Annotated in this window: 20 protein-coding genes; 15 read left to right on the top strand and 5 right to left on the bottom strand. The window is 46.3% G+C overall.

The annotated features are described in order from the left end of the window. Positions 1–581 precede the first annotated feature (581 nt). The 7 genes from QUB25_RS21925 (at position 582) to proB (ending at position 8,178) form a co-directional block, all read left to right on the top strand. On the top strand, positions 582–1,763 hold the full coding sequence (locus QUB25_RS21925; protein WP_333061463.1) for a F420-0:Gamma-glutamyl ligase: 1,182 nt from the start codon (positions 582–584) through the stop codon (positions 1,761–1,763). A 191-nt stretch (positions 1,764–1,954) separates the two neighbouring features. After that, the gene (locus QUB25_RS21920; RefSeq protein WP_333061466.1) at positions 1,955–3,286 is read left to right on the top strand and encodes a GNAT family N-acetyltransferase; all 1,332 of its coding nucleotides are present in this window, start codon (positions 1,955–1,957) and stop codon (positions 3,284–3,286) included. A gap of 263 nt (positions 3,287–3,549) precedes the next feature. Next, a complete protein-coding gene (gene ruvX / locus QUB25_RS21915; RefSeq protein ID WP_333186044.1) occupies positions 3,550–4,011 on the top strand; it encodes a Holliday junction resolvase RuvX in 462 nt (153 codons plus the stop codon). 311 nt (positions 4,012–4,322) lie between these two features. Continuing rightward, complete coding sequence (locus tag QUB25_RS21910; protein ID WP_333035336.1) at positions 4,323–4,901, top strand: DUF3727 domain-containing protein; 579 nt, start codon at positions 4,323–4,325, stop codon at positions 4,899–4,901. Positions 4,902–5,148: 247 nt separating this feature from the next. Further along, complete coding sequence (gene mltG, locus QUB25_RS21905; RefSeq protein ID WP_333186041.1) at positions 5,149–6,273, top strand: endolytic transglycosylase MltG; 1,125 nt, start codon at positions 5,149–5,151, stop codon at positions 6,271–6,273. A 149-nt stretch (positions 6,274–6,422) separates the two neighbouring features. Beyond that, complete coding sequence (locus QUB25_RS21900; RefSeq protein WP_333035333.1) at positions 6,423–6,944, top strand: YqeG family HAD IIIA-type phosphatase; 522 nt, start codon at positions 6,423–6,425, stop codon at positions 6,942–6,944. Positions 6,945–7,005: 61 nt separating this feature from the next. Then, on the top strand, positions 7,006–8,178 hold the full coding sequence (gene proB, locus QUB25_RS21895) for a glutamate 5-kinase (protein ID WP_333061472.1): 1,173 nt from the start codon (positions 7,006–7,008) through the stop codon (positions 8,176–8,178). Position 8,179: 1 nt separating this feature from the next. Here proB and QUB25_RS21890 read toward each other — a convergent pair whose 3' ends face one another. Continuing rightward, positions 8,180–8,938 carry a hypothetical protein gene (locus QUB25_RS21890; protein WP_333061473.1) on the bottom strand — a complete coding sequence of 253 codons (759 nt, stop codon included), beginning with the start codon at positions 8,936–8,938 and terminating at the stop codon, positions 8,180–8,182. Between the two features lie 634 nt (positions 8,939–9,572). Here QUB25_RS21890 and ndk point away from each other — a divergent pair. After that, positions 9,573–10,022 (top strand): nucleoside-diphosphate kinase, encoded by a 450-nt coding sequence (gene ndk, locus QUB25_RS21885; protein ID WP_333035325.1) that lies wholly within the window; start codon positions 9,573–9,575, stop codon positions 10,020–10,022. A gap of 312 nt (positions 10,023–10,334) precedes the next feature. Here the strand turns inward: ndk and QUB25_RS21880 are convergent, their stop codons facing one another. Further along, positions 10,335–11,081: a creatininase family protein gene (locus QUB25_RS21880; RefSeq protein ID WP_333186039.1), complete on the bottom strand. Its 747-nt coding sequence runs from the start codon at positions 11,079–11,081 to the stop codon at positions 10,335–10,337. 533 nt (positions 11,082–11,614) lie between these two features. Between QUB25_RS21880 and QUB25_RS21875 the strand changes: the two genes are divergently transcribed. Further along, complete coding sequence (locus QUB25_RS21875; protein WP_333061476.1) at positions 11,615–12,355, top strand: response regulator transcription factor; 741 nt, start codon at positions 11,615–11,617, stop codon at positions 12,353–12,355. Positions 12,356–12,663: 308 nt separating this feature from the next. Here QUB25_RS21875 and QUB25_RS21870 read toward each other — a convergent pair whose 3' ends face one another. The 3 genes from QUB25_RS21870 to QUB25_RS21860 all read right to left on the bottom strand — a co-directional run bounded on the left by QUB25_RS21870 (position 12,664) and on the right by QUB25_RS21860 (position 16,428). Continuing rightward, a complete protein-coding gene (locus tag QUB25_RS21870; protein WP_333186035.1) occupies positions 12,664–13,419 on the bottom strand; it encodes a 4'-phosphopantetheinyl transferase superfamily protein in 756 nt (251 codons plus the stop codon). Between the two features lie 152 nt (positions 13,420–13,571). Next, the gene (locus QUB25_RS21865) at positions 13,572–14,885 is read right to left on the bottom strand and encodes a dihydroorotase (protein ID WP_333186031.1); all 1,314 of its coding nucleotides are present in this window, start codon (positions 14,883–14,885) and stop codon (positions 13,572–13,574) included. A gap of 181 nt (positions 14,886–15,066) precedes the next feature. Next, complete coding sequence (locus tag QUB25_RS21860; RefSeq protein WP_333061481.1) at positions 15,067–16,428, bottom strand: histidine phosphatase family protein; 1,362 nt, start codon at positions 16,426–16,428, stop codon at positions 15,067–15,069. A gap of 215 nt (positions 16,429–16,643) precedes the next feature. Here QUB25_RS21860 and QUB25_RS21855 point away from each other — a divergent pair, with 215 nt between their 5' ends. The 6 genes from QUB25_RS21855 to QUB25_RS21830 all read left to right on the top strand — a co-directional run bounded on the left by QUB25_RS21855 (position 16,644) and on the right by QUB25_RS21830 (position 24,544). Next, the gene (locus QUB25_RS21855; protein ID WP_333186028.1) at positions 16,644–18,236 is read left to right on the top strand and encodes a CPBP family glutamic-type intramembrane protease; all 1,593 of its coding nucleotides are present in this window, start codon (positions 16,644–16,646) and stop codon (positions 18,234–18,236) included. A gap of 353 nt (positions 18,237–18,589) precedes the next feature. Further along, positions 18,590–18,802, top strand: coding sequence for a hypothetical protein (locus QUB25_RS21850; RefSeq protein WP_333067199.1), 213 nt, complete (start codon positions 18,590–18,592; stop codon positions 18,800–18,802). A gap of 94 nt (positions 18,803–18,896) precedes the next feature. Beyond that, positions 18,897–19,244, top strand: a complete 348-nt coding sequence (locus QUB25_RS21845; RefSeq protein WP_333035309.1) for an NINE protein — start codon at positions 18,897–18,899, stop codon at positions 19,242–19,244. A gap of 105 nt (positions 19,245–19,349) precedes the next feature. Further along, on the top strand, positions 19,350–20,087 hold the full coding sequence (locus QUB25_RS21840; RefSeq protein WP_333186025.1) for a helix-hairpin-helix domain-containing protein: 738 nt from the start codon (positions 19,350–19,352) through the stop codon (positions 20,085–20,087). A 627-nt stretch (positions 20,088–20,714) separates the two neighbouring features. Beyond that, positions 20,715–21,725 (top strand): chlorophyll synthase ChlG, encoded by a 1,011-nt coding sequence (gene chlG / locus QUB25_RS21835; RefSeq protein ID WP_333035306.1) that lies wholly within the window; start codon positions 20,715–20,717, stop codon positions 21,723–21,725. Between the two features lie 239 nt (positions 21,726–21,964). Continuing rightward, a complete protein-coding gene (locus tag QUB25_RS21830) occupies positions 21,965–24,544 on the top strand; it encodes a PBP1A family penicillin-binding protein (protein WP_333186021.1) in 2,580 nt (859 codons plus the stop codon). The last annotated feature ends 9 nt before the right edge of the window (positions 24,545–24,553 follow it).

Genomic DNA, 24,553 nt, shown 5'->3' with positions numbered 1-24,553 from the left:
TCTTGAAAAAATCACTCCTGAGGAAATCTGTTCGTTGTCATCTTACAATTTTATTCTTGAAGCCCTATTCTATGCAGTTTCATATTAAATTGGTATGAGCGAGCCAAAAATAACTCATGTATACAGATTTTTTTACAGATTAAATGATTAATAAATCTTCTAAAACATGTGGAGTTCTTGCTTATAAATTAACCTCTAAAAAAATATACAATATATATTTTAGAAAAATTCCTACTATTGAATTAAGTAATTTGTTTTGTAGACGTTGCTGATTTAGGATAGGAAAGGCTAAATATGCAAGTCATAGAAACCAGTATCCACAAAGATTCGGGATTCTCAACTAAATTTTTTCATACCCTGATTAAGCAAGGTCAGATTTTGGAGTGATCTAACTCACGAGGAGAGCTTTTTGAACAGCAACTTAACCACTGTAGCCACCAGAGACGATCGCACTTACGTGTAATTGGGCATAAGTTCGATCGCCCCCAACAACCCCCAAAACTTCAATTACTACCGGATCGTCGATCGAAGTGACAGAGATCGACTAAAGTAAACAGAAATTATTATGGGCGGTAATTAGAGTGATCGAGACTTTAGCAACAGGAGTCGCAGCAGCCGGTTCGCTGCTAGCATTGGGCGGGTTAGGCCTAGAGTTGAACTATCGCCGGACTGGAAGTCCAAATAAACTAGAACTAACAGCCGGAGAATGGCACTTAGCCATCTCGGAACCCAACCGCTATCTTTTAGTCGGGGAAATGGAGTTCCGCAACCTGACACAGCGGTTTGAGATTATGTTGCCGGAAGTGCGGGCGCAGGTGAAACTGCTGTCTGACGGAAGTTTAGATGGCGTTACTTCCCAGACAAAGGTGATTCCTTGCCACAAAGAGGCAGCAGCCAGAGCAGACGATTACTGGTTCGGCTATATTGTTAAAGCCCAAAAAAACACAAAAATTAAAGTTTCTGTAGACATTCAAGGGCAAGATTTAACCAAATTGCAGTCAGCTTGGGTGCAAGTACACTTCGTCACTTACGGCCCGGGCGGGCGCATCCCCAAAGTCCGTAACGTAGTAGTCCCCCTGCAATTTCCTAACTCCGACACCGTACCCATCGCCAGAAATGTCGGAGTTGCAGAAGTCTTGCCCATTCGCACTCACATACTGGCGGAATTGGACAATCCAGTCGAAATTGTCAAACGGTACGTGCTGCCGCGCGCCCAGAAAGGCGATATTGTCGCCCTGGCAGAAACTCCCCTAGCTTTGATGCAGGGACGCTACCGCCATCCCAGCGAAGTCAAACCCGGATGGGCGGCAAAGCGAGTGTGTTTGTTTTTCTTGCCCACGTCGAGTTTGGCCACGGCTTGCGGGATGCAGACGTTGGTTGATGTAGTTGGCCCTTGGCGCGTAGTAGCAGCTTTTGCGATCGGCGCTGTGGCCAAAATATTCGGCAAACCGGGAGTCTTTTACCAACTAGCAGGGGAACAAGCCAGGCTCATCGACGACGTTACGGGGACTTTGCCTCCCTTCGACCAATTTATTGTCCTAGGCCCGGACAATCCTCAGCAAGTTGTAGAAGAAATTCAACGAGAAACCGGACTTGCGGCGGCGATCGTAGACGCTAATGACTTGAAAGCAGTTAAGATATTAGCAGCGACCTCCGATTTATCGGTAACATTCTTAGAGCAAGCCTTGCGAAGCAACCCCGCCGGGAATGCTGACGAGCGCACACCAGTCGTTGTAATTCGACCTCTGCAACAAAAATCTTGAGTTGAAAACAGAAAATTAAAAATTCAAAAAGATGATTTGAAATTTTTAATTTTCGATCGCGCAAGAAAGGGAGAAGAATCAAAAGTTATAAGTTTTGAAATCAAAATTTACCAATTCAAAACTCAAAACTTCTCTAACTCTTCCCCTTTCTGAATTTTTATTTTTAAATTTCCATTCTCCACTTGTATGCTATGACTTCATTTCCCTCCCAAAACCAAAACCAGGTTGTGATTCGCCCGTTTCAGTATCGCGACATCGAGGTGATGGAACAACTGTGCGCGGAAACAGCCGAAGAGCCAGAAAACAGCAAGGGCGGAAGCTGCGACGTGGTATTAGGTAGAAAGTTGCAGCAGATTCGTCGCTGGTACGGACTACTAAAGATTTTTAGCTTGTTTCCCAACCCTTGTCAGTCCCTGTTCCGTGCCCACGTTGCCGAAGAAGAGGGGAGCGTTAAGGGCATAATTCAGATTTCTCCTTTCAACCGCACCCGCAGCACTTGGCGGATCGATCGCATAGGAGTAGACCCGGAAGCCCGCAGCAAAGGAATTGGTTCCATGCTGCTGCGGTACTGCTTTGAGGCAGTCTGGGAGGCGCGGACGTGGCTGTTGGAAGTGAATGTCGGCGACAAAACTTCCTTGGCTTTGTATCGGCAGAACGGGTTTCAGCCTTTGGCCCAGATGACATACTGGACGATCGCCCCAGAACGCCTGCAAGAAATGGCTTCCTCGACCCCAGATTTGCCCAATCTGCTGCCGGTCAGCAACGCAGACGCTCAGTTGCTCTACCAACTGGATACCGCGTCTATGCCGCCCCTGGTGCGCCAAGTATTCGATCGGCACATTCAAGATTTCAAAACCAGTTTTTTCGGCGCTTTAGTCGAAGGTGTCAGACAGTGGCTGGGCAAAACCGAGGTAGTCAGCGGCTACGTGTTTGAACCGCAGCGCAAAGCCGCGATCGGCTATTTTCAGGTGCAGCTATCCCGTAATGGCCAGCAACCGCACGTCGCCCAGTTGACTGTACACCCGGCTTACACTTGGCTTTACCCAGAACTCCTGTCCCAGATGGCGCGCCTTGTTCAAGATTTCCCAGTTCAAAGCCTGCAACTGGCTTCCGCTGACTATCAGCCGGAACGGGAAGCTTATTTAGAGCAATTTGGAGCAGTGCGCGTGGAACACAGTTTGCTGATGTCTCGATCTGTGTGGCACAAATTGCGCGAGTCCAAGTTAGTCTCTCTCGAAGGACTCCAGCTATCAGAAATGTTGCAAAGCTTCCAGCCAACTCGCAAACCCGTACCCGGCAGGATGTCCTGGCTCGGCCCGATGGCGGGGGAAGCAGCAGCAGGGCCCGCATCCTCGGAGATAAAACCGCTGTTGACTGACTCAGGAAACAGTCAAACGAATCAAGTTAACCCCTTGGGCGGCCAAAATTCCGAATCAGCAGCAACTGATGGCAGCAGCATTTTGCCTTTAAATCTGCCAGAGTTGCCTCTAGACGGCGGCTGGCCAGGAGAATTCAATTCTTAATAAGTGAAAGCAGAAGGTAAAAGGTAGAAGACAGAAAAAAATAGAATTAATCATCCAAAAAATTCCTTTTTTCGGCCATAATCCCAAAATATCCCTTCTGCTTTTAATTGATATCAACCTAAGATTACCTATCTTCTTCTTACTTTCTTCTCTTCTTTGTTCGCGTCCTTCGCGTCTTCGCGGTTCGTTAAATAAGATTATTTACGCCAAAAAACAGTAAATCTAAAATCTAAAATCTAAAATCTAAAATTGCTTGATTGATAATGTCCAACGATAAATTATGGATTTCTGCACTGGGATTAGATATCGGCCTCAAACGAGTCGGCATCGCCGGGTGTGACGGCACCGGTTTAATAGCTACGGGCATTACAACACTGGTACGATCGTCCTTCGATCGAGACGTAGCTTATCTCCGAGAACTGGTGCGAGAGCGGAGAGTACAAATTTTGGTGGCAGGCTTGCCCTACTCTCTGAGCGGAGAATTGGGCGCTCAAGCCCGACAGGTGCAGAAATATGCGAATCGCATCGCCGCAGCCTTAGAGATCCCGCTAGAATATGTGGACGAGCGCCTGACTTCGGTTGAGGCAGAGGAATTGATGAAAGCTTCAGGGATTTCGCCGTCGCAAAATAATAAGGGTTCGATCGATCGCAAAGCAGCAGCCCTGATTTTGCAGCAGTGGCTAGACGAGCGGAGGCAAAATATCTCCGCCCTTCCCAATCCTTGATAGCTGGTAACAAAGGCGTGATATCCTGGTTGTGCAAGTTTGCTACGCACACCTGTAACCCTTGACAAACTGGAGAAAATTCTGCTGTACCTCGGTACTGAAGAAGCACCAAATCGTGATTTGTCCTCAGTGTCGCTTGCTGACTCGACTGAGATTTAAACGCTGCACTCCTCGCCTGTGGAAAAGGCCGCGAGTCTCGCGGTTTAAGCTGGTGGACTGGCGATCGCCCACTTAGCCAGAATATCGCCACGAAAATTCCCCATTGTCAAGCAAACGTTACTGAATTATTGACGGAAAATAAGATACACGCGATGTCCTCATCCCCATACCGCAAAAAAGAGAATGGCAATTCCAACGAAGAGTCCGTCACCCTGACGGATGAAGTTGGGCGATCGCTGACTTGCAACATAGAATATTCTATGAATCTCGAAGGTCAAGAATACGCTTTGCTGCTTCCGATTGACTCACCCGTAGAAATTTTTACTTGGCAGGGAGACGATAACGACGAAGCTGCAATTCCTGTAGAAGACGAGACCGAAATTGACAAAATTTTTGATACAGCTAAAGTTGTCCTGCAAGAGCAGAACTTGACGCTCCGGCGCACGGCGGTGACGCTGACTGTTGTTGGCGAATTGCCGGAATTTCCCGAAGAGGATATGGCATCTGATGTCGATCCAGATGAGGAGTCCGAATTCGAGGAACTGATGTGGCTGACCAGCTTCTACCACGAAGAACAGGAATATGCCATTTATACGCCTCTCGACCCGTTCTTTATATTGGCTAGAATGGATGACGACGGCAAGCCAGAATTGCTTTCGGAAGAAGAGTTCCAAAGGCTGGAACCGATGTTACCTATGCTGGAAGACCAGTTCTTTGACGAGCTTGATTAGATATTAATTGCAGGCACAAGCCCTGATGGCAAAAAGCAGAATTTTTTACTATTTTATAAAACAGTAAACTGCTCGCCAGATCGAACTTTTTCGAGATGGCCACTTCTGCCTTCGCGATCGGGCTTTTGAATTGGGCCGCGTGAATTGGGTCTTTTAAAGGGCTTGTATTCGTAACTTTTCGGTCATCAATCGCAGGTCATCAGTCATGAGTCGCTAGTTAACCGCCGCTTATCCAGGACAACGGACTATGAATAAAGAACAAATGACAAAAGGCAGCGCGCGCGAGAGCCGAAAAGGTACTCCGCAAGTCTCTAAATGGTTGTTTTATCTGGCGTTGCTGCCGGCAATCTGGGGAGTTTGCGCTTGGCAAGGCTGGGCTTGGTGGAGCTGGGCTTCGGCGCCTCCTAAAATAGCTGAAACGTCAACTTCCACGCCAGAGGATGCTGTAGTTTCGATCCAAATCCCGGAGGGCACTCCCAGTCAAAAAATCGGCCGGGATTTAGAGGCAGCCGGGTTGATTCGATCGAGCTCGGCATGGAATATGTGGGCCCGCTGGCTGACTCTGCAAAACCGCGAGGGAGGTTTTCAAGCAGGAACTTACCAACTGTCGCCGACTCAGCCTCTGAGTGCAGTTGCTGACAAAATTTGGAGGGGCGAAGTCGTACAGCAGAGTTTCACGATTCCAGAAGGATGGTCGCTGCAACAAATGAGCGCTTATTTTGAAGCGCAAGGTTTTTTCCCGGCTAAGGAGTTTATGGCGGCCGCGAGTCAAATTCCTTACGCTCAATTCCCTTGGCTGCCGAGCGGATTGCCTCATTTGGAAGGTTTTTTGTACCCGGATACTTATCAGCTAGACGGCGATAGAATTACTCCTCAAGCTGCGATCACACAAATGCTCACCCGTTTCGAGCAGACAGCTTTGCCGGTATATCAAAAAAATCAGAATAATACGAAGCTCTCTCTCAAAGAATGGGTGACTTTGGCGAGTATTGTAGAAAAAGAAGCTGTGGTTGCATCCGAGCGGAACCGCATTTCTGGAGTGTTCAACAACCGTCTGAAAAAGGGTATGGCGTTGGGATCTGACCCGACAGTTGAATATGCTCTGGGCATCAGGCAAACTAAGGAAAAGCCTCTGACTTTTAAGCAAGTAGAAACGCCTTCTCCTTACAATACTTATATAAATCCAGGACTACCCCCAACTCCGATCGCATCTCCGGGAATAGCAAGTTTGGAGGCGACTCTGGCTCCAGAAAATACAGAATACCTGTATTTTATGGCGCGGTACGACGGCACTCACATTTTTAGCCGCACTCAGGCCGAACACGATGCTGCTGTGGCTAAAGTGGATCGACAAGTGCGATCGGGTCAGTAGATGGGCAATGACTAATAAAAAAGTAAAAAGTCAAAAGTAACCAAGGAAAAGCAATAATTATTCACTTTTGATTTTTTACTTTGTCAATCTTTAACTCCCAATTTCTTATTTCTCAATCTAAAATCTAAAATCTAAAATCTAAAATCATTATGACTTGGGGTAAACTACTACAGCCTGACTTAGTTCTAGGCGATTCAGTCATGAAGTTAACGGCTGATATTCTGCAGAAATATCAGATTAAAGGATTAGTGTTGGATGTGGACGAAACTCTCGTTCCCATTACGGCAATGAATGCTTCTCCTGAACTCAGCTTGTGGGTGCAAGAAATTAAACCCGTGGTATCGCTATGGTTGGCGAGCAATAATTTAAGTCAAAATCGGATCGGTCGAATTGCTGATTCTTTGAATCTACCTTACATCACGGGTGCGGCTAAGCCGTCGCGCCGCAAGTTGCGAACAGCAGTGACTGCAATGAATTTGCCGGTGGAACAGGTGGCGATGGTGGGCGATCGACTTTTTACTGATGTTTTAGCAGGCAATCGTTTGGGTATGTTCACTATTTTAGTGGAACCAATGGTTGATGCTGGCTATGCGCTTCGCAAGTATCCGGTACGCTCTTTTGAAGTTTGGGTTTCTCAAGCTTTGGGGGCATCTCTGAAAATTAAAGATTAAAATTGGGCATCGGGAATTGGGCATAGGGCATTGGGAATTGGTAATTAGGAATTAGTAACTAATGGCAACAGTCAACAGTCAACAGTCAACAGTCAACAGTCAACAGTCAACAGTCAACAGACAACAGACTAAAACTATTGTTGTTAAAATTGGAACTTCGACTCTGACTCGATCGACTACGGGAAACTTAGCTCTTTCAACTATTGCTGCATTGGTCGAAATTTTAGCTGATTTGCGGCAGCAAGGCCATCGAGTAGTTTTGGTTTCTTCGGGTGCAGTTGGGGTGGGCTGCGCGCGCTTGGGTTTGACGGAACGCCCGCGAAACATTGCTCTGAAACAGGCTGTGGCGGCTGTGGGCCAAGGGCGGCTGATGCGGGTGTACGATGACTTGTTTACTACTCTGCAACAGCCGATCGCTCAAGTATTGCTCACTAGGGGCGATTTAGTGCAGCGTAACGGTTATGTTAATGCTTACAATACTTTTCAGCAACTGCTCAGGTTGGGCGTGATTCCGATCGTCAATGAAAACGATACTGTGGCGGTAGACGAGCTCAAATTTGGCGATAACGATACCCTTTCGGCGCTAGTAGCGAGTTTGGTAGAAGCAGATTGGTTGTTTGTACTCACAGATGTCGATCGGCTATACTCCGCCGATCCGCGCAGCAATCCAGACGCGCAGCCGATCGCCCTAGTCCAAAGTATGGCACAGCTCACAGAATTTCAGGTGCAAACAGGAGATTCCCGCAGCGGTTGGGGAACCGGCGGTATGGTGACAAAAATTGAAGCTGCGAGAATAGCAACTGCATCGGGAGTGCGGACTGTCATCACTGACGGCTGCTTTCCTGGTAATATCGAGAAAATACTTAACGGAGAGTCGATCGGTACTCAATTCGAGCCTCAACCGCGCCCTGTAAACGCTCGCAAACACTGGATAGCTAACGTTTTAATTCCAGCAGGAAAACTATATTTAGATGCGGGTGCTGTAAAGGCAATTTCCCACGGCGGAAAATCGCTTTTAGCAGCGGGTATTGCTCAAGTAGAAGGAGAATTTCAAGCTGATGATTCCGTGCAGTTGTGCGACGCAGCCGGCCAGCAAATTGCTAGAGGACTTGTGAATTATAGCAGTTTAGAATTGAGACAAATCCAGGGCTGTAAATCAGAGAAAATTGCTGAGATTTTAGGCTATGCAGGCGTAGAAACGGCGGTACACCGAGATAATTTAGTGATTGTTTAAACTAACAAATATCGAGACAGTCGATCGCGCAATGAGCGAAGGCAGAAATTGAAGATATTTGCAGCACAGTCTTGCAAGAATTTGTTTGGCTGTGTCTGAACAGCTCGTTCATCGCTTCTGTGAACAGTTCAAATAAATTTTGTGCTAATTCTAAAGCTGCTTGGTATTCCGCATCTGTAAGTTTGATCTCTGCTAAAATTTGCAACATCTCTGGCGTGTTTAAAAGGTGATAATTTTCTAAACCCCCATAAGATCCTCCAAAATCAACAGATTCTTTTTGGTTAATTTGCTGTAATTCCATTACCACTGCTAGCGCCGCATCAAAAAAAACTTGGGCAGTGCCTTCGAGGATTTCCACTAACGCCAGTTTCTGAATGGGAGAAGCTTTCCAAGCGTAGCGTTCGATCACTGAACAAAGCGATCGAGTTTTTTTAGTTTCTTCACCCCAAAGCAGTCTGAAATCCCCGTAACTCATTAATTGGTTTAAGCCCAGTTCCTCTAGGTATTCTAGATAGTCGTGCCAATAATAGTTTTTTTTATAAGTATATTTATTAATGAGTTCCTGAACTTTGTTATTACTAGAAGATTCTCGGAGCACATATTTATTTAAATCGCTCAATCCCACAGCCAAAGGAGCGAGTACAGGTGCAAAAATTAGTCGTTGATTCGCGTGAATGTGTTTATTGGCTAGAAAGTCAAACAAGGGCAATTTTGCAAACTCTTGCTTTTTGGATTCAATGAATGCTACAATACCTTTCATACTTTTTTCGCCTGAATGGTTGCTGTCAAGATCATCTTCATATCTCCGTTAATTATCTATATTTTAGCGCCTAAAGAATTGTGTGTATTATCATATATAGTTGTATTTGAGATCATAGGTAAGAGTGTTGGCAGTCACAGGAAACAGTGACTTGTATCATATTGTGCCAGAAGTTCGAGCATCTTGTTGCCTAGAGATAAAATGTTCTAAATTTAGATTGCATATTTCAGGCGTTGCTCAAAGCCACCCCACAAGAGTTTGATTATTTACCGATAATTTAAAGGATGATTAACTTCTATGGGCAAGTGAGCATCCTGTTCGCACTGCTAAAAAATGCCTTTTACAAAATCGCGGTGATCCATGCAAATCAGTCCTAGACGCATAGAAGTCTCGAAACCAGATTTCTTCGGAGATTCATAGCTGCTCAACAAAAATTTTTATGACAAACCCGGTTTCTTTAACCCTTGCTTTTATTGCTTCTTCCCTCTTTTCTCTTCCCTATTCTTATTCCTTATTGCTTCTTCGGGCGGCTATAAGCCTCCAAATGACAATTTCCCATTCTCAGAATTGCCTTTAGGTGCGTTGTGAGTTACTCTATCTTTTGGGTCAGTTAACACAATTATAGGAGTTAATCTTGGAACGGACTTTTTTAGCGATTAAGCCCGACGGCGTACAGCGCGGACTCGTCGGCGAAATTATCGGTCGTTTTGAAGCCAAGGGCTTTAAGCTAGTTGGTATGAAGCTAATGACGGCGAGTCGAGAACTAGCGGAACAACATTATGATGTTCACAAAGAAAAACCATTTTTTGCTGGATTGGTAAACTTTATCACTTCAGGCCCTGTAGTGGCGATGGTTTGGGAAGGCGACGGCGTTGTGGCGTCGGCGAGAAAAATCATTGGCGCCACGAATCCTCTGAATGCAGAACCAGCGACAATTCGGGGCGATTTTGCTGTCAATGTCGGCCGTAATCTGATTCACGGTTCTGATGCTGTCGAGACTGCCCGTGCGGAAATTAGCCTTTGGTTCAAGGAAGAAGAATTGAGTGCTTGGACACCTTGTTTAACTCCTTGGATTGTGGAATAGTTTTGATATTCTCCCGGTGGTTAATCGGGAGATATACCCTTTCTTAGATAGATGATATCGATTCCGGTTGCAGCGTCCGTGATTGTTGACTGTTGACTGTGAGTCAAAAAAATGAAAATTGCGCGAATTAGTGGTTGGCCTCGGGATTCGACTTTATGCCCGACGAATGAAGCAAGGGTTTGATATCATTCCGGTGCAGCCGGAATTTATATGAAATATCATGTCGCTGACTCACTCATAAGCGTAAAATATAGAAGAGTTTGAGATTTTTACTCGTTACCAGGAGTTTCCGGGTAACTAGAATTAAAAACGTTAATCGGAACTTACAAACTCCAAATAATTGTTAGTCAATTCTTTGACTGCTAATTCGTAAAACTGCTGACCTTGTTCGGGGGTTGCTAAGCCCGGATTTGAACCCATTCTCCCGTCGGGAAATCGGCGGCGGAAGTCAGCACCACCGAAAATTTTGTGCCCGGAAGCGACTTCTTCCGAAAGCGGAGCTTGCTTAATTGCTTCTGGATAAAGGTACTGGGTTAAGGCGATTTCGCTGGGGGTGGCGTGGGAACCTTCTTGGTTTCCGTATAATTCTTTTGCTAGTTGGTAGACTGAACCGCACATGAACCAGTTGCCGATTTGACACTGGATTTTATCGGCATTCGGTAAATTTAAGTCAGACAAATGCGCGTAAGTCTCGGAAAATGCTGCTTTCATCGTGGCAATGTTGCCGCCGTGACCGTTGATGAAAAAATATTTCTCAAATCCCGCTTTTGCCAAAGATGTGATGTAATCCCTGATTACCAGTATCAGGGTCTGTGGTCGGAGGCTGATTGTGCCGGGAAAGCTGGTGTGGTGCAAGGCCATCCCTACATTAATTGTCGGGCCGATTAAGGCATTGGCAGCTTCGCCGACACCGCCGGCGATCGCCTTGGCAGCAATGGCGTCAGTCCCGATCAAGCCGGTGGGCCCGTGCTGTTCGGTGGAGCCGATCGGGATAATTATGCCTCGCGAGCTTTCGAGATAAGCTTCTACCTCGGGCCAGGTACTCAAATGTAGCAACATGATAGGCAGTCTACAGAATTTTTACTTGCTATCGTCGATCGTAGCCGGCACGGGAAGAAAAAGGAATTTCGACCAACTTATTATTGTATTCTTAAAAAAAGCTCTAAAGTGCGCTCGCAACTTTACCGTTATATTACTTAACGTTAATAATTTAACCACTTGATGGCCAAAACTTTACCTTTTAATAACCTTTTAAGAGTAGTATAACAAGCATATCCCTCTAGATTGGGTGTTACGTGGTCAATTAACAGCGGGCAATGTTTTATGAATTTAACACCGACCCCGAAAAATGACCAGACTTCTGTGGCCTGGACGCAGGCAGACAGCGCGGTTCCGGCAACTGCTCTACGGCTGTATTCCTTGCATGAGCAAGTAGCAAAGGTCGAGCGCGTGTCTGTGGGATGGACTGGCGAAGGATTCTAAGCGATTGAACAAATGGCGATCGTACAAGCGATCGCAGCGCGAGAGTGCCTCAGCTACTGAAGAAGGTACCTCGCGCTAGCCACATACAAACATCACTCCCACTGATATTTATGTCTTCTGCTGAATTAAGCGAAAGTCCTTCAAGGTTGGCTGTTGGACAAGCCGGCCGTATCTTGTTATTGGAAGGTGAAGATCTGTTGCGGGAAATGCTAGCTTTAGCCCTTAAAGAACAGGGCTATGAGGTGGTGGTTACTAGCGACGGGCGCAACGCTCTGCCTTCTGTACAGGCTTCTTCGTCATACCACGGTGAATTTGCCTTTAACCTGTTAATTATGGATTCAATTAACGGTTTGGATCTGTGTCGAATGTTACGGCATCAAGGAAATCCCGTCCCTATTTTGATTATCGGTGCTAGAGGAAGTGCCAACAATTGCGCTTTTTACCTAGAAGCCGGATCGGATGATTATCTGACCAAGCCTTTTGGAATGCGGGAGTTTATCGCTCGCTGTCGGGCGCTGATGCGGCGCCAGCGCCTCAGTAGGTTACCGGAACCGAGGACGCTGCAATATAAGAGCATAACTCTGTATCCTGAAGAGTGCCGCGTGTTGGTTCGTGGTCTGGAAGTGAAATTTTCTCCTAAACAGTTTCGCTTACTAGAACTATTTATGAGTTATCCCCGGCGAGTTTGGTCTCGCGATCAGTTGTTGGAAAAAATTTGGGGTCAAGATTTTATCGGAGACAGCAAAACAGTTGACGTTCACATCCGCTGGCTGCGCGAAAAGTTGGAAATAGATCCAGCCCAACCGGAATATATCATTACGGTACGCGGGTTCGGCTATCGATTTGGTTAAATTATTAAATCAGTTGTAGAGTGACAAATTGCAGTCGAATAGACAAATAAGGACAAAAAAATGTTATCTCCTTATTGGTCTATGGAGGGTGTGCAATACAATAGCTTGGAGGTGCCACCAGTAGAGCTATTCCAGCGACAGTTGCCGTTGTCTTTTACCCTGGGCGATCGGTATAAACTCACATCTTGCACCATTCTCAAGAACAGGCTTTTCGGCCTGTTCCACAAAGAGTGAATTTTCTTGTGGAACAGGCCGAAAAGCCTGTTTATAAAAAGCTTATTGATAATGGTGCAACATCTCAGTATAAATCAAAACTCCCCCGTCCACTGCCAACAATGAAGTTTCGAGAAATCTCCTGCAACCGCAACAGCCGCGACCATATCTGAACTCGGAATTAATTCCATTAAAGACCATCTCGATGCTTCTTGGGGGTTGTCTTCAACATTTAACAGCGCGGCAGGTTCTCCTGGTGCGAGGCTGACATCAAACTGATTTAGGGGAATAGAAAGTCCTTTACCAACGGCTTTAATGTAGGCTTCTTTGCGAGTCCAGCAGGTGAAAAACGCGCGGGATTGAAGATGTTCTGGAACCGAAAGCAACACAGAATTTTCTAAGGGGGAAAAAAACTTTTCCGCAATTTCCAGGCAAGGAAAGTGGGAATTTATGCTTTCAATATCGACACCAATATCTCGATTTTTGGTAATCGCAATTAGAGCCATGTTCCCTGAGTGAGACAAATTGAAACGGAGGGTATTTCCACCTTGGGCGGCGATGAGAGAGGGTTTGCCGTAGGGATTGTAGTCAAAGCGCAAAATGTGAGAATTTATGTTAAGATAGCTACTCAGAATCGCTCTCAGCGCCCCACGACTCACAATAAATTGCGATCGACCTTTGGGAAAGTGAAAACCCTCGGCTTTTGTCTGCTCGTCTGTAGAGAGAGTCTGTTGTAAACTCTGCAAGCAAGATTCTGTTTGAGCCAGAGAGACGCGCCAAACATGAATTTCGCCCAGATCCAATGTCAGGTTTTGCGGTGGGGACTTCCACGAATCAAAAGCAGCAATCATGTATTTATCTTCTTTTCTGAGTCACCTGATCCAGCATTCCCAGAAACAGGCAAGATGCCTGTTCTACTTTGAGAAACAGGCAAGATGCCTGTTCTACTTTGAGAAACAGGCAAGATGCCTGTTCTACAACAGATGAATTTCAATCGCAAGGGTCAATAAATCCAGCTTTGCACAACTTTTCCCGCTAATTGCTGTCCTAACCAAGGCGTATTTGCCGATCGCGACTTCAGACTTGACCCGTCAACAGTCCAACTCATTTGCGGGTCGAACAAAATCAGCTCAGCAGAGGCTCCCGGTGCAACCGTGGCGGGGGTTTGTCCGAGACAAACGGCCGGCAGGGTACTCAAAACTCGCCACAGTTCTAAAGCCGAAAAATCGCCAGTTTCTACCAGTCCGTGCCATAGTAAAGACAAAGCTAATTCCAAGCCGATCGCCCCGGGCGGACTATCAGCAAAAGCCACAGTTTTCTCCTCATAAGTATGCGGGTTGTGGTCGATTGCGATCGCATCAATTACCCCATCTTTCACAGCTTGAATCAACGCTAATTGATCGCTGAGATTGCCCAACGGCGGTTCTAGGCGTAAATTCGGATCGTAGGCTAACGAACCAGTCAGAGCATTTTTTCCGCCGGAATCTTGAGAGTTGCCTGAAATGGCCCCGACATTCAACAGCAAGTGCATCCAAGTCACACTCGCAGTCACGGGCAAACCCCGCGCCTTCGCATCCCGAATCAATTCCACGCTGCGCGCTGTAGAAACGCGCATAATGTGTACCGGAGTGCCCGCAGATGCCACCAACTCCAAGATTGCCGCCAAAGCCGAAGTTTCCGCACTCGCCGGAATTCCTGGTAAACCCAACCGCACCGACACCGCACCCTCCCGCGCCGCGCCCTTTCCTGCCAAAGTTCGATCGCACGGCCACAAAGCCACAGACTTGCCCAAAGGCTGGATATACTCAAGCAAACGCCTCACCAGAGCCGGATTAGACAGCGGCGAACCGTCCGCAAAACCCACCACTGCACAGGAGGCCAGCTCGCCCAACTCAGCCATCTGCTGCCCTTTAACGCCCGCGGTCAGCGCGCCCCAAAAATACAAGCGGGGCAGCCCGGGCGACAAATTGCGGATATGTTGCTGCAACAAAGCTAAACTGGCCAAATTGTCAACAGGTGGCGAGGTATCCGGCAAAATCGCCACTCGCGTAAAACCCCCAGCCGCTGCAGCCTGCATCAAAGATTCCAGGGTTTCCCGATCCTCAAAACCCGGTTCTCCGCTGTGACTGTAGATATCAGTTAACCCCGGCCCCAAAATCAGTCCCCGGCAATCCCGCACTTCCGTGTCTGAGGGAAACTCAGCAATTTTTTCCTCAACTGCTTTGATATCACCTTCAGTAATCAGAATATCAGCGATGCGATCGCTCCCTGAAACTGGATCTAGCACCCGTACATTTTGTAGCAGTTCGCGGCTCATATAACAGAAGGAAGAAGGAAGAAGGAAGAAGGAAGAAGCAATCCACCGCATTAGTTTCAGGAATTAAGAACTTCCTAAGCGTCGGGCGCGGTTGCTATAAAAATTCAAACATTTTTCAGGCGGGCGAAGCGTAGCGGTGGGCGTTCCTTCCGCTACGAGTTCGCCCCCAGCACTTTACCGATTACAGTGCTCCGGCTGCTGTTTTGTCAAAAACGCCGCCGCTCAAATGAGTTGTGACATTCATTGCCTGCAATACCGGCAAACCATCGGGGCCGTGGGGATAATCAATCACGCTAACGGCTCCGTTTCCTTGTTTGAATTTCCAGAAATGTTCGGGTTCCAAACCGAATAGATGGCAGAGAATCGCTTTGTTAATGGCGTCGTGAGCAACGACAATCCCAGTACCAGAAACTGATTGTACGATTTCTCGCCAAGATGCGATCGCTCTCTGCCAAACTTGCTGCAAATTCTCTCCTTCGGGCATTTGGACTGTTTCAGGAGATGTTTTCCATTCCTGTAGCAAACCCGGATAGGATTGTTCGATTTCCGATTCAAATTTTCCTTCCCAAAGTCCGTGGCTGATTTCTCTCAACTCATCGCGCAGTTCCAGTTGCAAACCGCCGTGATATTTGAGAATAATTTCCGCAGTTTCTTTCGGGCGCAGCATCGAACTGCTAATAGCAAAATCTAATTTTACATCCTTGAGAAATTCTGCCGCCCGCCGGGATTGTTCGCGGCCGTTATCGTTGAGAGGCACGTCAATCTGCCCTTGAAATTTACCTGCTTTATTCCAGTCGGTTTCGCCGTGACGCACCAGCAACAAGCGCGGGCCTTGGTGTCCGTCTCTCGGTTTGGGAAAAATTTCCCCGGTATGGGAAGTTAAATTCAGGGATTCTAATTGAACCGGAACTTTCTTTTTTGGCTCTCCTGGCTCGTCGGTGGTAACAGGGGAATATCCAAAATTAAGGACGCTAATGCCGCAATTTGACTGCTGAATAGATTGGTAGTAATTCGGGTTAATTTCTGATGCTGTAGCTATGAGAGCGCGGTTGATTCCGTTATGACCTACTACTAGAATTGTGCCGTCCCGGTGGCGCGATAAAAGTTCTTGCCAAAAATGACGGGCGTTAGCAAAAATTGCCAATACGGGGAAGTGTTCGATTTCGCCATCCACAGATGGCAGTTTCATGGAAAATTTGTCTGGCTGTCTTTGCCACTGCTGATATGCTTCGGGGAATTTGTCGATCGCATCTTGGCGCAGCATTCCTTCCCACAGAGGCAAATCGATTTCCATCAAATTATCAGTTGGTTGGAGTTGTGGCGGATTTGTCAAGCGCGACAGGATGATTTCCGCTGTTTCTTTGGCTCGTTGTAGAGGACTGGTATAGGCGGCATCAAAGGCGATACTGCTGAGTGTGTCGCCTACTTGCAGGGCGGCGCTGCGGCCTGCTTCTGTCAAAATTGATTTATCGAGGCGGCCTTGGATGCGGCGTTCTTGATTGTAAGTGCTTTTGCCGTGACGGACTAAGATAATGCGAGTCATTCGATTTTAGATTTTAGATTTTAGATTTTAGATTTAGCCTGTTACCGCACTTCGGGTGCGCGGTGCACGCCTTACCCAGTCTTCGGGTGCGAGGCGAGTCAAAAAGATGAGCCAGTGAAATTTTACCAGTTGTCGGGATACTCTCGGCTGCAAACGCCTATGATTAGAGACGGAAAAGACTTAGCCACGGATTCGCGCGGGACGGAAAACGAGGAATGACACTGAAGCGGGTTATTTTAGGTATTTTAACGGCGATCGCGATCGCCCTGGTCGGTTTATCTTTACTTGCTAGTTGGAATCAGCCACAAATTCAAAGCCGGCTGGAACTCTACCAGACAAATTTGCTGCTGCACGCCTCGGAGTGGCAAGGAGAAAATAATCAGAGTGCTAATTTAAGTTCGGCGCGCAACAATATTGTCGGTGCAGATCCTTTAAATACGGCTTTGACGCAATATCAAGAAGCGCGAGACTCGACTCGCAAAACTCTCGAAACAACTCAATCACAAGTTAAAGTAATTCAGTCTGCTATCGCCTCCAAGTCGGCTGATAATACTCTGAATTTAGCTCAAAATAAGGCGGCGTCCGAGTCGATTAAGCAACAGTCAGCGCTGCTAAACGAACTTGACTTGCGATTGGGAATTTTGCAGGCAAGCAGTGGCAAAACTGAGGCAGCTCTCCAAACTTGGAAAAATTTAGTTGAGCGCTACAAAACTAAAAGTGATGACGATTCTTCGGTGGTAACTGCTCAAGTTTTAACGGGAATTTGGAGCAATCCGGCTCAACTGCTGCCGGATGCCGAGCCGCGCATTCAAAAGTCTTTGGATGGCTGGTTTCGCTATCGCGCTCTCGCTCAACTTTACAAGTTGCAAGAACGTTCTAAAGAGCTGGCGGCGCTGCAAGCAGCAGAGCAAGTAACGGCAGAGCAAGCTGTAGAAAAGTTGGCAATTATAGTTGGCGTTCCGGCGATCGCACTTTGTATTGGCACGGTTTTGCTGGTTGGTTTGACCGTGCAGTGGTTGTTGCAGCGGAAGCAGTTAGATACAGCAGGTTCCGGCCCGGTTTTGGCGCGAAATGCGAGCTTGACTTGGGATGTGCCTTGGGACGGCGAGATTGTTTGGCAGGTACTTGTGGTCGGCTTTTTCTTTGTCGGCCAAATCTTGATTCCCTATTTGTTACTGCCAGTTTCTCTGGCTGTTTTAAAACTCAATCCAGCTACTTTTAACCCGCGCGACAAGGCTTTTTATATCTTTGCTACTTATTTGTTGCTGTCGAGTGGGGGGCTTTCGGTACTGTATTTTTCGGTCAAATCTTTTTTGCCTTTGCCGGAAGGTTGGTTTCGGATTAATTGGCGGGGAAGTTGGTTTTTGTGGGGTTTTGGCGGCTATTTTGTTGCTTTGCCTTTGGTAGTTTTGGTGTCGCTGATCAATCAGCAATTGTGGCAGGGACAAGGTGGCAGTAATCCTATTTTGCCGATCGTTCTCGAAGGTAGGGACAACGTGGCTTTGGTGGTGTTTTTCGGCACTGCTGCGATCGCGGCTCCGGTTTTTGAGGAAATTGTGTTTCGGGGCTTTCTGCTGCCTTCTCTGACTCGCTATTTGCCTGTTTGGGGGGCGATCGCCGCTTCTGCTTTCTTGTTTGCTGTGGCTCACTTGAGTGTCTCTGAAATTCTGCCTTTGGCGACTTTGGGTGCGGTTTTGGGGTTTGTGTACACGCGATCTCGCAATCTCCTTGCTCCTATGCTTCTCCACAGTCTTTGGAACAGCGGTACTCTCCTGAGTCTGTTTCTTTTGGGCGGCGGCGCAAGTTAATTCGGACGGTTGTTAATAATTGTGAATTAACCGAGTTTTTTTTGACAGTTTTCGTGCGGGCGATCGACTCTTGCCAAAAACAGCAGTAGGGTGCTCGGTGCGCCCCTGATATGTAGTCCGGTAAAATAACCGGAATTTCATTAGGGGCGGCTTCACCCTAATCTGTAATATCAGCCACAGCTCCAGCTCGACGGGCCCCGGTTCCTTACTTGAGCGGAAAAACAGGGTTTAACATGGAAGTAATATCTTGTCGGCTGATGATTGAGAGACTCACCCGGGCGATCGCACCAAGCGGAAGTTGACAATCCGGCTAATTTATAGCTAAATTTTAATTTAGGATGAGGCTTAAACCCATGAGCAATTTGAACAGCCGCAACTTAGAGGGAACGCCGAGTTGGATGCGTTTCGCACCCTACGCAGCCTTGGGCATTTTAATATTTTCTCTCAATTCAGGCAGCGAACTAAATTATTTCTTGAGAGGCTACTTGGTCATTCTACAAGCTCAAGCCGGTATAGTTCTACTGTATTTTGCGATGTCTAAGTTTCGCAAAAACCCAAACAAATGAGTAAAAATTAGTAAAATTACTTACCTCGATTGTTCAAGGTCGTGCATTCAAAGTCAATGGCGGAAGTTAAAATAAAAAACTGGGGAAAGTAAAAATGGTAAAAGATAAAACCGTAGCAGTTCTGTTAGCTTTCTTTGTAGGAGGTTTCGGAATTCACAAATTTTATTTGGGCAATAACTTAGCAGGGGTATTATACTTGCTATTTTCTGGGACATTAATTCCGTTCGTGATCGCGTTTTTCGATTTTCTCGGGCTGCTGCTGATGTCGGAACAAGCTTTTCAGGTTCAGTACAATGGCGGCACGTTGCCATCTGGGTATGTCCTCAGAGCGGCAAAAGATGTAACCGGGGCGATCGGCGAATTGAAAAAACTTTACGATATGGGCGCAATTACCGCCGAAGAATATGAAGAAAAACGCCAAAAATTGCTGCGAGAATTGTAATTAAGAAGGAAGTTCGGCAACGGATTTTGTAACGGATGTAACGGATGTCAGGAAGAAGGAAGAAGAAAGCCCACTATTAAGAAAGTGGGAGTGACATAAGAAAGTGTGAGAACACAACTATTTAAGGATAAAATTAAAGTGTCTCAAGATTTATACTGGCTGCGTCAAACTCCAAACTGGGTGTGGTATGCTTTTATTCCCTATTTCGGCGGATTGGCGATCGCCTATGCAGGCCAAAAGTCAAATATTCGTAGTTGGATGGGATGGGGTGTTGGCATTACTTTAGCAGCACTAGCGGTATCTTCTTCAACTAATTTGGGTACGATCGTGTGGATTGCTCAAATTGTCACTGCTTTTAGTTTGAAAAAGCGCTATCTGATCAAAACCGCACCCAGAGGTTTACTGGTTCCGGCGAGTGCGACGAATGCCGAAGAACTGGCAAACGTGCGCGGCAAAATAGATATTAACGAGTGTACCAAAGACGATATGGTCAGAATCTTGGGTTTGCCGATCGTCTACGCCAACGATATTGAATCTTTGCAAAACGAAGGCTACATTTTTACCTACGCCGAAGAGTTATCACAAATAGCCGGAGTTCCCGAAAGTCACGTCAGACGAATCGCCCCAATGATTTGCTTCAGCTACAATTATCAAAAAGAATCGCAGTTTACTTGGAAACGGTTAAATATTCTTTCGCCGGAAGAGTTAATCGCCAGCGGTTTAGATCGATATGTTGCGGAAAAAATAGTTAGAGAAAGGCAGAGAAAAGGCGCTTACAAATCAGTTGTCGAAGTCAAGCGACGGACGGGACTGCCTTTTGATTCCTATCGCCATATTTGTTAATTTGCAGTGGTTAGCACCAAACGCTTATGCCAACAAAATTAGAAGTTGACCGACAAAACTTGTATGATACATATTACCTGAGATGGAGGGAAACCAGTGTGGAAAAGTTGCGGGTTCGCGACTTTTAAAACATTAACTGGGAAAATCTGATTGCAGAAATAGAAGACATGGGGCCAAGTGAAAGCCGGAGTTGAGAGAGTAATCTGGTGGTAATTCTCCTGCACTTGCTTAAATGGCAATTTAAACTGGATCAAAGAAGCGGTAACATTTCTAAAATCTAAAATATAAAATCTAAAATGGATTGATTTTCTGCCAGATGAGATGATTCAAGGGTAGTATGGCAAAAAACTTGATCGCCTCCTGGTAATTGACATTAAATGCACCTGTTGGCAAAAATCTCCCCCAGCAGGCGGGCTCAGCGAAATTATAAAAAAAGTATTTATCCTCTTGACATTTACAAAAAATAATGATATTTCAATATATTGTGAAACTCGTACTTTTCCCTAGCATCAACTCCAAACCAGGGTAAGTTTTCAAGAATCTGCCTTAAATATCAGTGGTAAGCTATCTGAATTATTATTGAAATGCAAAACGACACAATAGTAGCAGTACCGCTAACATCAAATTATGTCTGACTCTCCTCCATCCCAAATCTCCCCAGAAGCAGCACCGGAAAGTGCTGCTACCGAAAACCGCAGTGCCAAAACTAGGCAACTGTTGGGCATGAAAGGGGCCGCTAGCGGGGAAACTTCCATCTGGAAGATTCGCTTGCAATTGATGAAACCGATTACCTGGATTCCCCTAATTTGGGGCGTGGTGTGCGGGGCGGCGTCTTCTGGAAACTATGTTTGGAACCTAGAGAATTTCTTGATCGCAGCAGCTTGTATGTTGATGTCAGGGCCGTTGCTGACCGGGTACACTCAAACTTTGAACGATTTTTACGATCGCGACATCGACGCCATCAACGAGCCCTACCGTCCGATTCCCTCCGGTATTATCTCGATTCCCCAAGTAGTAACGCAAATTTTGGTATTATTAGCGGCTGGCATTGGGGTGGCTTATGCTCTAGACTTGTGGGCGGGTCATGAATTCCCAATAATGACGGTTTTGACTCTCGGCGGCGCGTTTCTAGCTTATATCTACTCTGCGCCCCCGCTGAAACTCAAGCAGAATGGCTGGTTGGGAAATTATGCCCTGGGTGCTAGCTATATTGCCCTGCCTTGGTGGGCTGGTCAAGCTTTGTTTGGTACACTAGATCCCACCATTATGATCTTGACCCTGTTTTATAGTTTGGCAGGGCTGGGGATTGCGATCGTCAATGATTTCAAAAGTGTGGAAGGCGATCGGCAATTAGGGTTAAAATCTTTGCCAGTGATGTTTGGCATTAGCACCGCAGCTTGGATTTGCGTGTTGATGATCGACATATTTCAAGCTGGGATTGCAGGCTACCTGATCAGCATCCACCAAAACCTTTACGCTGTCATTCTGCTACTGCTGATAATTCCCCAAATTACTTTTCAGGATATGTACTTTTTGCGTAATCCCCTGGAAAATGATGTTAAATATCAGGCAAGTGCTCAGCCTTTCCTGGTTTTGGGTATGCTGGTAGCAGCCTTGGCACTGGGTCATGCGAGTTAAGCAGAGTTTTGAGGTTTGAGTTAAAAAATTTTGAATACAAAAAATATAATTCACTTCTCAAAAAAATACCAAGCTCTGCAGCGTTAAGAAAAGTTTTGAATTTGGAGTTTTGAATTAAAAACTTTTTAATTCAAAAAATCTAATTCAAGGCAGCGTGTTATTCAATAAAAAATGTCGAATTAAAAATTAAGAATTTAAGAATGCTAGCTTTTTAAATTTTTAATTTTTAATCGGACTTGATGAGGTTTGAAGGTCTGAACGTGGCAGAATTTTTCTCAAATATCAAAGATACATTGAGCAAAGTCACTAACGCAATAAGCGGTAATTCCGATCGAGAACCGCCGAAGCCTGCGAAGGGCAATAAGCTCAACTCGCCGAAATCGGAGGCGGAATTTTATAGAGGGACAACGGCGGAAAGATCGGAGTATGTGGTATCAGAAGAGGCTGCACCTCTAGAAGAGTCGGAATTAGAATCAGAATATTTAGAATCAGAATATTTAGAACCAGAATACGATAGATATCCAATAGTCAAGCGCGAGTGGGAAGGGTTGAAGCGCTTAATTGCTTGGTTGGAAATTGAACCTCAAGTTACCAGCTTGCAAACCAAGGGAAAAGAATTGTTGCGGCCGGGATCAAGTTTGCTGGGAACTAAATCACCCCAAAAATCGGATAGTAGCGAATTGCCTGAAAATAGCGAATCGCAGAACACCGAACTCCCGAGAAATACGGCACTACAGGAAAATAGCGCACCGCAGGAAAATACTAAAAAACGGATCTCCCGCCCGCCTAGATTTTGGATAAGTTTAGGTGTTGCCAGTATAGGCGGGGGCGCTTTAATCTACGGTTTATGGATTTTGTATACCTTAGACAAAGGTTTGCCGGATGTTAACGATTTGTCAGCGTTTAACCGCGACGGAACGCTGACAATTAAGGCGGCAGATAATACGATTTTGTTGCAGTCGGGGCCTGCAACTAGAGATAAACTGAAACTTAAAGAAATTCCTGAACAGTTGGTTCAAGCTTTTATTGCCATAGAAGACCGCCGTTTTTACAAACATCGCGGGGTGGATTATCAAGGTATTGTGCGATCGATTGTTTCTAATTTGGTAGCGAGAGATTTAGTGCAGGGCGGCAGTACAATTACGCAACAATTGGCTCGGGTGGTTTTTCTTAATCAGGAAAGAAGTATTAGGCGGAAAGTTCGGGAAGCTCTTTTAGCTCAGAAAATAGAGCGGGAGTTGAGTAAAGACCAAGTTTTAGAAAGATATTTAAATCTGGTTTATTTGGGTTCGGATGCCTACGGAGTGGCAGATGCAGCTTTGGTTTTCTTTAGCAAAACAGTCGATAAATTAACTTTGGCAGAGATGGCAACTTTGGCGGGTTTGCCGCCGGCACCGAGCGAATATTCGCCTTTAGTTAATCCGGATATGGCTAAGAAACGCCGCAATCTTGTGCTACAAGAAATGCAGGAAGCGAAGGTCATTACAGAGGTTCAGGCGAAGGAGGCAATGGCGGAACCTATAGCGGTTAAACCAAGTCCGCCGAAGCGATTTAATGTAGTGGCGCCTTATTTTGCTAGTTACATTCGGAAGGAATTGCCGCGCTATGTTTCTCAGGATGCTTTGGAAGCGGGCGGTTTGACTGTCGAGACGACGGTGGATTTGAAGTGGCAGAAAATAGCGGAAAAGGTGGTTAAAGATGCGATCGAAGTTGATGGTCGCCGTCAGGGTTTTGAACAGGCCGCTTTAGTTTCTATGGACACTAAGACGGGCGAAGTTAAGGCGCTGGTGGGTGGCGGAAATTTTAAGGAAAGTCAGTTTAACCGTGCTACGCAGGCTTTGCGGCAGCCCGGATCGACGTTTAAAGGGTTGGTTTATGCCGCAGCGATGGCGGCTGGTTTTTCTCCCTATGACAGTTACGAAGACGAACCAATTATTATCGACGGCTATCAACCGAATAATTATGGCAAAAAATTTAGCGGTTGGCGATCGATCTCTGATGCTTTGACGAGCTCGGTGAATGTCGTAGCTGTGAAGGTGTTGATGGATGTGGGGTTTGAACCGGCGATAAAATTAGCCAACGATATGGGGATTAAGTCTAAATTGAGTCCGATTTATTCCCTGGCTTTGGGTTCTTCAGAGGTTAATTTGCTGGAGTTAACCAATGCTTACGGTACTTTAGCCGCCCAAGGGAATTTTATTGAAGCCCACGGAATTAAGCGGGTGATTAATCAGCGGGGAGATGTGATTTATCAGGCTAATTTTAAACCGAAACGGGTTTTGGATAAGGATAGTGCTGCGATTACGACTTGGATGTTGGAGGGCGTTGTGCAAGAGGGTACGGGGGGACCTGCTGCTTTAAACGATCGCGCTGTAGCAGGCAAAACTGGTACTTCGGAAAATGTGCGGGATTTGTGGTTTATTGGTTACATTCCGCAAGTGGTGACTGGCGTTTGGTTGGGGAATGATGACAATTATCCCACCTGGGGAACTAGCGGTACGGCGGCTTACAATTGGCGCGATTTTATGAGTCAAGCTGTTAAGGGAATGCCGGTAGAGAAGTTTCCAAAGTTGCCGCAGTTGGAGGGCCGCAAAGGCAGTATTAAGGCGAAACCGGTGGAGCCTAAGAGGATTATTCGGGGGATGATTGTGAATGAGGATGGTGCGATCGTGCCTTACAATCCTAATCCTGAACCGAAGTATTACCCACCGCAAGAGCCTGCTTATCAAGAGCCTGCTTATGAAGAACCTGCTTATCAAGAGCCTGCTTATCAAGAGCCTGCTTATGAAGAACCTGCTTATCAAGAACCGGGATATTAAACTATCGGT

The sequence above is a fragment of the Microcoleus sp. B3-D7 genome, from assembly GCF_036705305.1.
In the GTDB taxonomy this organism is placed as follows: domain Bacteria; phylum Cyanobacteriota; class Cyanobacteriia; order Cyanobacteriales; family Microcoleaceae; genus Microcoleus.
Note: the sequence above shows the minus strand (reverse complement) of the source record. Positions and strands in the feature narration are given on the sequence as shown.